Source organism: Glutamicibacter creatinolyticus, assembly GCF_006094275.1.
GTDB lineage: Bacteria > Actinomycetota > Actinomycetes > Actinomycetales > Micrococcaceae > Glutamicibacter > Glutamicibacter creatinolyticus.
The window spans coordinates 1-12,217 of sequence record NZ_CP034412.1; the positions used below are offsets into that span (position 1 = coordinate 1).

The 12,217-nt window shown below is 62.9% G+C and carries 9 protein-coding genes and 2 tRNA genes; 10 read left to right on the forward strand and 1 reads right to left on the reverse strand.

The features are described from left to right. From dnaA to GcLGCM259_RS00045, 10 genes are all read left to right on the forward strand, one after another. Entirely contained in the window at positions 1-1,443 is a 1,443-nt protein-coding gene (gene dnaA / locus GcLGCM259_RS00005; RefSeq protein ID WP_054820493.1) for a chromosomal replication initiator protein DnaA, read from the forward strand. A 530-nt stretch (positions 1,444-1,973) separates the two neighbouring features. Continuing rightward, positions 1,974-3,101 carry a DNA polymerase III subunit beta gene (gene dnaN, locus GcLGCM259_RS00010; protein WP_138176445.1) on the forward strand — a complete coding sequence of 376 codons (1,128 nt, stop codon included), beginning with the start codon at positions 1,974-1,976 and terminating at the stop codon, positions 3,099-3,101. 54 nt (positions 3,102-3,155) lie between these two features. Further along, positions 3,156-4,319, forward strand: coding sequence for a DNA replication/repair protein RecF (recF, locus tag GcLGCM259_RS00015; protein ID WP_138176443.1), 1,164 nt, complete (start codon positions 3,156-3,158; stop codon positions 4,317-4,319). Then, positions 4,309-4,836, forward strand: a complete 528-nt coding sequence (locus GcLGCM259_RS00020) for a DciA family protein (protein ID WP_138176441.1) — start codon at positions 4,309-4,311, stop codon at positions 4,834-4,836. The genes recF and GcLGCM259_RS00020 overlap by 11 nt, the downstream gene beginning before the upstream one ends. A 343-nt stretch (positions 4,837-5,179) precedes the next feature. Further along, positions 5,180-7,180: a DNA topoisomerase (ATP-hydrolyzing) subunit B gene (gene gyrB, locus GcLGCM259_RS00025; RefSeq protein ID WP_138176439.1), complete on the forward strand. Its 2,001-nt coding sequence runs from the start codon at positions 5,180-5,182 to the stop codon at positions 7,178-7,180. A gap of 79 nt (positions 7,181-7,259) precedes the next feature. After that, on the forward strand, positions 7,260-9,890 hold the full coding sequence (gyrA, locus tag GcLGCM259_RS00030) for a DNA gyrase subunit A (RefSeq protein WP_138925378.1): 2,631 nt from the start codon (positions 7,260-7,262) through the stop codon (positions 9,888-9,890). Beyond that, positions 9,887-10,540, forward strand: coding sequence for a DUF3566 domain-containing protein (locus GcLGCM259_RS00035; RefSeq protein ID WP_138925379.1), 654 nt, complete (start codon positions 9,887-9,889; stop codon positions 10,538-10,540). The genes gyrA and GcLGCM259_RS00035 overlap by 4 nt, the downstream gene beginning before the upstream one ends. Before the next feature lie 121 nt (positions 10,541-10,661). Further along, positions 10,662-10,735, forward strand: a tRNA-Ile gene (locus GcLGCM259_RS00040). Positions 10,736-10,765: 30 nt separating this feature from the next. Beyond that, positions 10,766-10,885 carry a DLW-39 family protein gene (locus tag GcLGCM259_RS15330; protein WP_212743898.1) on the forward strand — a complete coding sequence of 40 codons (120 nt, stop codon included), beginning with the start codon at positions 10,766-10,768 and terminating at the stop codon, positions 10,883-10,885. 7 nt (positions 10,886-10,892) lie between these two features. Next, positions 10,893-10,968 (forward strand) — tRNA-Ala (locus GcLGCM259_RS00045). Positions 10,969-11,049: 81 nt separating this feature from the next. On the opposite strand, the gene GcLGCM259_RS00050 is transcribed toward GcLGCM259_RS00045, so the two are convergent. Further along, positions 11,050-12,195, reverse strand: a complete 1,146-nt coding sequence (locus GcLGCM259_RS00050) for a glycosyltransferase family 4 protein (protein WP_138925380.1) — start codon at positions 12,193-12,195, stop codon at positions 11,050-11,052. Between the last annotated feature and the right edge of the window lie 22 nt (positions 12,196-12,217).

Here is a 12,217-nt window from a genome sequence, read left to right on the forward strand (position 1 = left end):
GTGAGCACCGACGAGACCAATACCATTGGCAGCTCATGGCGTCAGGTGATCCGCCAGATCGAGGATGACGACCGGGTCAAGGCGCGCTACCGCCCGTTTGTATCGCTGGCCAAGGCCCAGGGTCTGATCGGCAGCACTCTCTTGGTAGCAGTGCCCAACGATCTCACACGCGATATTCTCCAGACGCAACTGCGCGAACCTCTTGACGATGCACTGCGCATTGTCTTCCAAGACGAGATTCGCTGTGCAGTCAGTGTTGATCTGACGCTGGCAGATTCTGAGGAAGAAGAGAAGGCCGAGGATGTCGCTGCTGCCGCAGCCATCGAAGAAGACACCGGGCCAGAGCCTACCGGCCCACGTCCCAAGCCGGCGCCGCAGCCGACTCCCCCATCGAATTCTCAAGAGTTCGGTCGTCTGAATCCGAAGTACATTTTTGACACGTTTGTGATCGGTTCCTCCAACCGCTTCGCCCACGCCGCAGCGGTGGCGGTCGCTGAAGCGCCGGCCAAGGCCTACAATCCTTTATTCATTTATGGAGATTCGGGACTGGGCAAGACTCACCTCCTGCACGCCATTGGGCACTATGCTCGCCACCTGTATAAGGGCATCCGGGTTCGCTATGTAAATTCCGAAGAATTCACAAATGACTTCATCAATTCAATTCGGGATGACGAGGGCGCAAGCTTCAAGCAGACCTATCGCAACGTGGACATCCTGCTCATTGACGACATCCAGTTCCTTGCGAATAAAGATGCCACCCAGGAAGAGTTCTTCCATACCTTCAATGCGTTGCACAACCACAACAAGCAGGTAGTGATTACCTCCGACCTGCCTCCGAAGCAGCTACAGGGCTTCGAAGACCGGATGCGTTCCCGCTTCGAATGGGGTCTACTCACGGATATTCAGCCTCCGGAGCTGGAAACACGTATCGCCATCCTGCGTAAGAAAGCAGATGCCGAGAACCTGTCCGCGCCCAGTGACGTCATGGAGTACATCGCTTCCAGGATCTCTACAAATATCCGCGAACTGGAGGGTGCCCTGATTCGGGTGACGGCGTTCGCTTCCCTGAATAATCAGCAGGTTGACCTGACGCTGGCGGAAACCGTGCTGAAGGATCTCATCAGCGAAGACGGCGCGCAGGAGATCACTCCCTCCACCATCATCAAACAGACCGCCGAATATTTTGGTTTGACTATTGACGAGCTGAACAGCAAGTCGCGAACGCGTACTTTGGTCACCGCGCGACAGATCGCCATGTACCTGTTGCGGGAATTGACCGACATGTCGCTTCCTAAGATCGGTGCGGAGCTGGGCGGACGTGATCATACGACGGTGATCCACGCCGATCGCAAAATCCGCGAACTTATGGCTGAACGTCGTGCCATCTTCAACCAGGTCACAGAGCTAACTAACCGCATCAAACAGAGCCAGCGAGAACATTAGGACCGAAAACCACAGCTGTGGATAGATTTGTGGATGAACTGGTGACAGCTCCAGAGGTCTCTGCGGATAACTCAGGGGGTCGCTGTGGATCTAAAAAACCGTGAAACTGAGTATCAACACCTTCGTGGAACTGAGTTCCACTTGAAACCACAGACTGTTCACATGCACAATCTGGGTTCGATCTGCCCTTTAATCGGTTATCCACAGGATCCACAAGGGTTATTAACACTCCCCCTTTAAACCCTTAGGCCTTCAAATAACGAGTCCTTGTTCCCCTGACCTATGCCTCTCACCGAACACCAAGATCAGCTGTCGCTGATGTCGGAGACATTCTGGACAACGCAGGAACCTCGTGACATCACATCGAGCCACTTACCGGAGCGATCAGCTTTTCTCGGTGAGAGCAATAGCTCTAAACATGGCAAGATTGACCTTGCTCCGTGGTTCGTTGTCTATGCTTAAGAACTCGGTAGAGATTGACCTCAAAGGCTTGCTGGCAAGCTAGTGCGCTCCGAAAGGCGGATTGATTCGTGAAGTTCAGCGTTGAAAAGGATGTGTTGGCTGAAGCCGTGTCCTGGACCGCTCGGTCTTTGTCTCAGCGTCCGCCGTCTCCGGTCCTAGCCGGTATTTTGCTGACCACCAATCAAGGAATGGTTCGGCTTGAAGGATTCGACTACGAGATCTCCTCGCATATCCAAATTCCCGCTGACATTTCCGAAGAAGGCTCGATTCTCGTTTCGGGACGCCTCCTGGCGGACATCACCCGAAGTTTGCCTCAGTCCACCGTGACGATTGAAACCGAAGGGTCAAAGATCACGGTGACCTGCGGTCGCTCACGGTTCCATCTGGCAACGATGCCAGTGGATGAATACCCTGAACTGCCCAAACTCCCGGAAGTCTCGGGAACCGTGGACGGTCAAGCTTTCGCCGAAGCAGTTTCACAGGTGATTGTTGCTGCCTCAAAGGACGACACCCTTCCGGTTCTGACCGGGATCAAGGTTGAAATTGAAAATGACCTGATAACGTTCCTGGCCACCGACCGTTACCGATTGGCCATGCGTGAGCTGCACTGGAAGCCTGCCCAGCCGGAAATCTCAACCTCACTGCTCATCAAGGCCAAAACGCTCAATGAAGTCGCCAAGACCTTGGCTTCAGCGGGAGAATTGAAGATTGCCATTGGCGAGAACGGCGAAATGGTCGGTTTCGAAAGCGCCAACCGGCGCACCACCTCGCTGCTGATCAACGGCGATTACCCCAAGATCCGATCGCTCTTCCCCGAAAACACCCCGATTCATGCGACCGTGCGCACCAACGAACTCATTGAGGCGGTTCGCCGCGTCTCGGTGGTGGCCGAACGAAATACTCCAGTACGCATGGCATTCACCGACGGACAGCTGACATTGGATGCTGGAACCGGGGAAGACGCCCAGGCCGAAGAAGCAATCGAAACCCAGCTCTCCGGTGAAGACATCACCGTCGCCTTCAACCCCACCTACCTGGGTGAAGGGCTGGGATCCTTCAACACTGACTACGTGCGCTTCTCATTCACCAGTGCACCTAAGCCGGCAATGATGACCGGACAGGCCTCGGCCGAGGATGACGATCAGGACCAGTACCGGTATCTGGTCATGCCTGTGCGCCTTCCGAACGCGAACTAACTACCTTTGCGGTGGGGGCAGGCAGCCCTCACCGCTTTCATTTCAGGACTCTTGGTGTACATCTCGCAACTCTCCCTCACCGACTTTCGCTCCTACGCGCAAGCCGATGTGCGGTTGGCTCCGGGGATCAACGTACTGATCGGTCCCAACGGGGTCGGCAAAACAAATATCGTCGAGGCCGTCGGCTACCTCGCCACCTTGTCATCGCACCGGGTGAGCAACGATGCGCCGCTGATCCGTTTCGGTGCCGAGCGGGCCATTATCCGCGGAGCCCTGCATCGAGCCGAGCGCGTCACCTCGCTGGAGGTTGAAATCACCAGCGGGAAGGTCAACAGGGCGCGGATCAACCGCGCCAATCCGGTGCGGGCGCGAGAAATCGTGGGGATTGTTCGCACCGTACTGTTCGCCCCCGAGGATTTGGCCTTGATCAAGGGTGACCCGTCCAACCGCCGCAAGTTCCTAGATGACTTGTTGCTTTCCCTGCGCCCAGCGGAAGTGGCCACAAAGAACGACTACGAACGCATCGTCAAGCAGCGCAATGCGCTGCTGAAGTCGGTGCGCGGACGCACCACCCTCAACTCATCGCAAGAAGCAACCCTGCAGGCATGGGACCTGCAACTGGCCGCCATGGGCGCAAGGTTGATGCACGGACGGCTTCGGGTGCTGGAACTGCTCGAGCCCTACATGGCGGCGGCCTACGCCGACTTGGCCGACGGCGCCAAGAGCGCGAGCACCCAATACCTCAGTTCGATCAGTGGAGAGGGTCCGGAGGCGGAACTGGATCATTCGCAGTTGCCCGGCCTCACCCAGCAGCAGCTGCAGGAACAGCTGCTGCACATGGTTGAATCCAACCGGGACCGTGAGCTGGAGCGGGGGATCACCTTGTTTGGCCCGCACCGCGACGACGTGGCCTTGTATCTGGGCAGCACCCCGGCCAAGGGCTACGCCTCTCACGGCGAAACCTGGTCCTTCGCACTGGCGCTGCGCCTGGCCGCCTACCGCGTGTTCGGCGATGACGACCCGCGTCCGGGATCCGGGCCGATCCTGATCCTCGACGACGTTTTCGCCGAATTGGATGCCACCCGCCGCGATCGCCTGGCCCATATTGTTGCCGGCGCGGAGCAGGTGCTGGTCACGGCGGCGGTGCCCGAGGATGTACCATCCACGCTCAAGGGCAGTTTCTTCCAGGTTAGTCCGGGACACGTCGATGACGTCTGAGGAAGAGATTGACCCGGCCAAGGCACTGCTGAACCGGATGCGCCGTCTGGCCGAGGAACGCGGGGAAACCCGCATCGATGCCGCACGCATGGCCCGCGTGCAGCAGCGCCAGGCGGCACGCAAGTCCGGGGACAAGGCTCCCCGCAAGGCCGCCGACGGGGGCCGGGACCCCAGGGTCATTGGCGAAGTGATTTCCCGTTTATCCAAAACCCGCGGCTGGGGAACCCAGGTGGCCGTGGGCTCGGTGCTCGGACGCTGGGAAGAGATCGTGGGTCCCGACGTGGCTGCCCACTGCAAGCCCGAGTCCTTTGCGGATACGGTGGTGGTGGTGCGCTGCGATTCCACCTCGTGGGCCACCCAGCTGCGGCTGCTGACCCACCAACTGCTCAAGCGCTTCGACGCGGAGCTGGGGCCAGGAATTGTCACCGTGATCAAGGTGCTGGGTCCCAACGCCCCCTCCTGGCGCCATGGCAGTCGTTCGGTCGCCGGCCGTGGTCCGCGGGACACCTACGGGTAGAAATTGCTGGCGTGCCATGTGGCGCTCTCACGCCCCCGGTGCATGCATCCCCCCTCAGTTGCGGTCCCCGAACCTCTTAGATGCAGGATTTTGTGCGTTTAGCGGCCTGTTTTGAGACGCCGATCCCAGCATTTTTCCATAAACCGGGTAGAATTGGTGTAAGTGTGCCCGCGCGGGAGTGTTGCGATTCATTCCGGTCAGGGCATAGGAACATGGCCGCGTCTTTCCGGATCAACCGGAAGCATCGGCCAGCGCATCAAAATTCGAGGAGTACGTAGCACCCGTGTCTACCGAAAACGCTTCACCGCAGGAGCCAGCGAACAGCCCCAGCTCCACGGAATCGATGTCTTCCAAAGTTGAACACACCTATGGAGCCCAGGACATCACGGTGCTCGAGGGCCTGGAGGCCGTCCGCAAACGCCCCGGCATGTACATCGGCTCCACCGGACCGCGCGGGCTGCACCACCTGGTCTATGAAGTCGTGGACAACTCTGTGGACGAGGCCCTGGCCGGGTACTGCGACACCATCGAGGTGACCCTGCAGGCCGATGGCGGGGTACGCGTGGAGGACAACGGCCGCGGAATCCCGGTGGACGTGCACCCCACCGAGGGCAAACCCACCGTTGAGGTCGTCATGACGATCCTGCACGCCGGCGGCAAGTTCGGCGGTGGCGGCTACGCCGTGTCCGGCGGCCTGCACGGTGTAGGCATTTCCGTGGTCAACGCGCTGTCCCGACGCGTGGAGACCGAGGTCCGCCGTGAGGGCTATGCCTGGCGGATCTCCTTCGCCAACGGCGGGGTCACCCAGCAGGAGCTGACCCGGGGCGAGGAAACCCAGGAAACCGGCACCATCCAGACCTTCTACCCGGATCCGGACATCTTTGACACCACCGAGTTCGACTTCGAGACGCTGCGGGCCCGCTTCCAGCAGATGGCGTTCCTGAACAAGGGGCTGCGCATCCGGCTGACCGACGAACGGGTGCTGCACACCGAGGACGCGCTGGAGGACGACGAGGCCGGGCAGGACGCCGACCCCAAGCCCCGCGTGGTGGACTACCTGTACGAAAACGGCCTGCTGGACTACGTCAAGCACCTGAACCAGGCCAAGAAGGTCGAGCTGGTGCATGATGAGGTCATCGCCTTCGAGGCCGAGGACACCGAACGCGGAATCAGCATCGAGGTGGCCATGCAGTGGACCACCGCGTACGCCGAATCGGTGCACACCTACGCGAACACCATCAACACCCATGAGGGCGGCACCCACGAAGAGGGCTTCCGTGCCGCGCTGACCAGCCTGATCAACCGCTACGCCCGGGAAAACAAGATCCTGCGCGAAAAGGACGACAACCTCACCGGCGATGACGCCCGTGAGGGGCTGACCGCGGTGGTCTCGGTCAAGCTTGCCGAACCGCAGTTCGAGGGGCAGACCAAGACCAAGCTGGGCAACTCGATTGCCCGCGGCTTCGTGCAGGGCGTGGTCAACGACCAGCTCGGCGACTGGTTCGGGCGCAACCCGGGCTCGGCCAAGGACATCATCCGCAAGGCCCAGCTGGCCTCCCAGGCCCGCGTCGCCGCCCGCAAGGCGCGTGACAACGCCCGGCGCAAGTCCCCCATGGAGTCCTTCGGCATGCCGGGCAAGCTCTCGGACTGCTCCTCGAAGAACCCCGAGGAATGCGAGATCTTCATCGTCGAGGGTGACTCGGCCGGCGGTTCGGCCAAGCGCGGGCGGGACCCGCACACCCAGGCGATCCTGCCGCTGCGCGGCAAGATCCTGAACGTGGAGCGCGCCCGCCTGGACCGCGCACTGGGCAACGCCGAGGTGCAGGCGATGATCACCGCCTTCGGCACCGGCATTGGCGAGGAATTCGACATGGCCAAGCTGCGCTACCACAAGATCGTGCTGATGGCCGACGCGGACGTGGACGGCCAGCACATCACCACGCTGCTGCTGACCCTGATCTTCCGCTTCATGCGCCCGCTGATCGAACAGGGCTACGTCTACCTGGCCTCCCCGCCGCTGTACCGGATCAAGTGGTCCAACGCGCCGCACGAGTTCGTCTACACCGACAAGGAACGCGACGACGCGCTGCTGGCCGGGCAGGCCGCGAACAGGCGCCTGCCCAAGGACAACGGCATCCAGCGCTACAAGGGCCTGGGCGAGATGGACTACTCGGAGCTGTGGGACACCACCATGGACCCCGAACACCGCACCCTGCGCCAGGTGGCGATGGACGACGCGGCCGCCGCCGACGAGGTGTTCTCCGTGCTGATGGGCGAGGACGTCGAATCCCGGCGCAGCTTCATTCAGCAGAACGCCAAGGACGTGCGCTTCCTGGACATCTAGTCCCAGGTGCGCTCCGCGCAGACACTTCGCCGCATGACGGCGTGACTACCTAAAAGCTTGACTTACCCAAAGGGATGAAATGAGCGACGAGCAGACTCCTGGCAGCGAACCGGTCGACGGGGAGATCGTGGCCGACGGCGGCGACGTGCTGGACCGCATCGACCAGGTTGACTTGCAGACCGAAATGCAGCGGTCCTACCTGGACTACGCGATGGCCGTGATCGTCGGGCGTGCGCTGCCCGACGTGCGCGATGGGCTCAAGCCCGTGCACCGGCGCGTGCTGTACGCGATGTACGACGGCGGCTACCGTCCCGAACGCGCCTACAACAAGTGCGCCCGCGTGGTCGGCGAGGTCATGGGCCAGTACCACCCGCACGGCGACAGCGCGATCTACGATGCGCTGGTGCGCCTGATCCAGGATTGGGTGATGCGCTACCCGCTGGCCCTGGGACAGGGCAACTTCGGCTCCCCGGGCAACGACGGGGCCGCCGCCCAGCGTTACACCGAAACCAAGATGGCCCCGCTGGCCATGGAAATGGTCCGGGACATCAACGAGAACACCGTTGACTTCCAGGACAACTACGACGGGAAGAACCAGGAGCCGGTGGTCCTGCCGGCCCGCTTCCCGAACCTTCTGGTCAACGGTTCCTCAGGCATCGCGGTGGGCATGGCCACCAACATTCCGCCGCACAACCTGCGCGAGGTCGCCGAGGGTGTGCAGTGGTACCTGCAGAACCCGGAGGCCTCCCGCGAGGAGCTGCTGGCCGCGCTGATGCAGCGCATCAAGGGCCCGGACTTCCCGTCCGGATCGATGATCCTGGGCACCAAGGGCATCGCCGACGCCTACCGCACCGGCCGCGGCTCGATCACCATGCGCGCGGTGGTCAACGTGGAGGAAATCCAGGGCCGCACCTGCCTGGTGGTCACCGAACTGCCGTACATGGCCAACCCGGACAACCTGGCGATGAAGATCGCCGACCTGGTGCGCGACGGGAAGATCTCGGGCATCGCGGACATGCGCGACGAGACCAGCGGCCGCACCGGCCAGCGTCTGGTGATCATCCTGCGCCGCGACGCGGTGGCCAAGGTGGTGCTGAACAACCTCTACAAGCACACCGAGCTGCAGTCCAACTTCTCCGCGAACATGCTCGCCATCGTCGACGGGGTGCCGCGCACCCTGCCGCTGGACGGATTCATCCGCCACTGGGTCACCCACCAGATCGAAGTGATCGTGCGCCGCACGCAGTACCGGCTGGCCAAGGCCGAGGAGGAAGCCCACATCCTGCGCGGGCTGCTCAAGGCCCTGGACGCGCTGGATGAGGTCATCGCGCTGATCCGCCGCTCCTCCACCACCGAGGCCGCCCGCGACGGGCTGATGGAGCTGCTGGACATCGACGAGGAGCAGGCCCGCGCCATCCTGGACATGCAGCTGCGCCGCCTGGCGGCCCTCGAGCGCCAGAAGATCCAGGACCGCCATGCGGAGTTGGAAACCATGATCACCGAGTTCAAGGCGATCATCGCCGACCCGGCCCGCCAGCGGGAGATCGTCTCGGAGGAACTGGCCGAGATCGTGGACAAGCATGGGGATGAGCGCCGCACCCGGATCCTGATGGGCTACGACGGGGACATGAGCGTCGAGGACCTGATCCCCGAGGAGGAGATGGTCGTGACCATCACCCGCGGCGGCTACGTCAAGCGCACCCGGATCGACAACTACCGCTCCCAGGCCCGCGGCGGCAAGGGCATCCGCGGGGCCAGCCTGCGCGGGGACGACGTGGTGGAGCACTTCTTCGTCACCTCCACCCACAACTGGCTGCTGTTCTTCACCAACCACGGCCGCGTCTACCGCACCAAGTGCTACGAGCTGGCCGAGGCCAGCCGGGACGCCAAGGGCCAGCACGTGGCCAACGTGATGGCCTTCCAGCCTGATGAGCACATCGCCCAGGTGTTGGATCTGCGCACCTACCAGGACGCCGAATACCTGATGCTGGCCACCCGCGACGGGCTGGTGAAGAAGACCCGCCTGGAGGACTACGACACCAACCGCACCGCCGGGGTCATCGCGATCAAGCTGCGGGAGGGCGATGAGCTGGTCTCCGCCCAGCTGCTGACCCCCGAAGATGACGTGATGCTGGTCTCACGCAAGGGACAGTCGGTGCGCTTCACCGCCACGGACACCGCCCTGCGCCCAATGGGCCGGGCCACCTCCGGGGTGACCGGCATGAAGTTCCGCGACGGGGACGAGCTGCTGGCCGCCGATGTGGTGCGTGATGACTCCTACGTCTTCACCGTCACCAACGAGGGCTACGCCAAGCGCACCGAAGTCTCCGAATACCGTGTGCAATCCCGTGGTGGCTTGGGCATTAAGGTGGCCAAGCTGAACGAGGAGCGCGGCGAACTGGTCGGCGCACTGATCGTGGAGGAAAGCGACGAGGTGCTGGTGGTGATGCAGTCGGGCAAGGTGGTGCGTTCGGCCGTTTCCCAGGTCCCATCCAAGGGGCGTGACACCATGGGCGTGATCTTCGCCAAGCCCGGCAAGAAGGACCACATCATCGCGGTGGCCAAGAACTCCGAGGAAGAGCTCGAAGAGAACTTGGAGGAAAGTGCAGTACCGTTGAACCCAGAAAATACGACCACTGAATCATCCGAGGACGATCACACCCCCACCGAGGGCACCGCGGATGAAAGCACTGACGGAGGTAACGCATGAGTACACCATCGACGCCTCGCCCGAGCGGTAATGGTGAATCAGGCAATGCGACACCACGGACCACTCAGGTGAAAAGGCCGGCGCAGGGCACCGCCCCGCGCGGCAACCAGCCCCGTCCGGCGGCCCGCCCGGGCACCGGCACCGCGCGTCCGGCCACCGGTTCCCGGCCCGCCGCCGGCCAGGCCCGCCCCGCAGGCGCCGCCCGCCCGGCAGCCGGTCGTCCCGCCCCGGCCAATGCCCGACCGGCCGGCAGCCAGGAGAAGCTGGTGCGTCCGGCTCCGAAGGCCAAGGTGCGCAAGGCCCGGCTGCTGGTGTCGAAGGTGGAGCCGTTCTCGGTGCTCAAGCTCGCCTTCCTGCTTTCGGTCGCCTTCGGCGTGGTCACCGTGGTGGCCGCGGTGGCGTTCTGGGCGGTGCTGGATCTGACCGGCACGTTCGACAGCTTCAACCAGCTGATGCGCGACGCGATCGGGGCCGACAGCGGCTTTGACCTGCGTGACGCGTTCTCGCTGGGCCAGGTCGCCTCCTACGCCACCATTCTCTCGGTGGTCAACGTGGTGGTCATTTCGGTGCTCTCGATGCTGGGCGCGGTCCTGTACAACATCGCTGCCTCGCTGGTCGGCGGCGTCGGAGTCACCCTGACCGACGACTAAACACGCACCGCAACGCGCTTTTCGAGCCCTGGAGGGATCTGTGATGGATGCCACCAGGGCTCGATTTGTGTCCGGGCCAAAACCCCGGTAATGTTTTATTTCGTTCCGAAGGGAATGGCAAGGGCGTATAGCTCAGGCGGTTAGAGCGCTTCGCTGATAACGAAGAGGTCCCAAGTTCAAGTCTTGGTACGCCCACGGAAACCTTGCCACTGGGAAAGAGGGAAAATGAAAAAGATCCTGATTCTCGGCTCGATCGCGGCCGCTGCAGCGGTTCTGATCAAGAAGGCCAAGGGTTCTTCGGAAACCAAGGAGACCTGGCAGCAGGTCACCGACAAGGTATCCTGATCCCTGCGGGGGTATGGCGCAATTGGTAGCGCATCTGCTTTGCAAGCAGAGGGTTAGGGGTTCGAGTCCCCTTACCTCCACCAGCACATAGAATCCCATCCCACACCGGATGGGATTTTTGCTTTAACCACGCCAGGTTCCCGGCGCCTGCCAGGAGAAAACGCTCAGCGGCCCGTCCATGCGTGCTCTGCGGCGGCAACGTAGTGGCCGAGCAGCTGATCCCCGATGCGGCCCCAGGAGCGCTCCTGGACGCTTTCCAGCGCCGCTGCGGAGAACGCCGCGCGCTTGGCGTCATCATAGATCAGATCGGCCACCTGGGAACGCAGCTGCATCAGGTTCCCGGGCTGATACAGCCAGCCGTTGTGCGAGGAAGAGACCAGGTCCACCGGTCCCCCGCGTCCAACCGCCACCACCGGGACCGCACTGGCCATGGCCTCCTGGATGGTCTGGCAGAAGGTCTCCGACTGCCCCGGGTGCACGAACAGATCCAGGGAGGCCAACATCTCGGCCAGCTCGATGCCGCGCAGGAAGCCGGGGAAAACGGCACCGGGCAGCTGCTGCTGCAGGCTTTCACGCAACGGCCCGTCACCGACGATCACCAGCCGCGTGCCGGGAAGGCCAGCCAGTACCCGCAGGTCGCCGACCTGCTTCTCCGCTGCCAGGCGTCCCACGTAGCCGATGATCCGCTGTCCGCCGGGCGCCAGGCGCTGCCGCAGTTGCTCGTTTCTTCGCACCGGGGTGAATAGGGCGGTGTCCACGCCCCGGCGCCACAGCTTGACGCGTCCCACCCCCAGCTGCTGCAGCTGCGAACGGGAGAACGTGCTGGGGGCCAGGGTCAGGTCCGCCGCCAGGTGAATGGCCCGCACATGTTCCCACAGCCGGGCCTCGAGCCAGGGCACGCGGTACGGACGGGCATAGGCCGGCACCTCGGTCTGGTAGACCGCCACGGTGGGCAGGCCCAGCTCCCCCGCGGCCCGCAGTGCCCGCCAGCCCAGCACGAAGGGACTGGCCAGGTGGACGACATCCGGGGCCGAGGCGTGGAACATGCGGCGCAACACCCCGACCGGGCCAGCGGCCAACCGGACGCCGGGATAGCTGGCTAGGGACATGGAGGGCAGGGTGCGTACCGGAAAGCCGCAGTACTGCCCCGGAACTCCCCTCCCGCGACGCTGCAGCGCATGGGAGGCGGCAGGGGCGATCACCTCGGCCTCGTGGCCGGTGGCCCGCAGATGCTCCAGGGTGCGCAGCACCGAATTGGTGACTCCGTTGGTGTGGGGCAGGAACGATTCGGCGACGATGCTAACCTTCACGCCACCCATCGTGGAAGGCGCA

Coding starts and splice junctions, on each gene's coding strand:
- GcLGCM259_RS00020 (WP_138176441.1), top strand. CDS start 4,309: ATGACGTCTGAGGAAGAGATTGACCCGGCCAAGGCACTGCTGAACCGG.
- gyrB (WP_138176439.1), top strand. CDS start 5,180: ATGTCTTCCAAAGTTGAACACACCTATGGAGCCCAGGACATCACGGTG.
- gyrA (WP_138925378.1), top strand. CDS start 7,260: ATGAGCGACGAGCAGACTCCTGGCAGCGAACCGGTCGACGGGGAGATC.
- GcLGCM259_RS00035 (WP_138925379.1), top strand. CDS start 9,887: ATGAGTACACCATCGACGCCTCGCCCGAGCGGTAATGGTGAATCAGGC.
- GcLGCM259_RS15330 (WP_212743898.1), top strand. CDS start 10,766: ATGAAAAAGATCCTGATTCTCGGCTCGATCGCGGCCGCTGCAGCGGTT.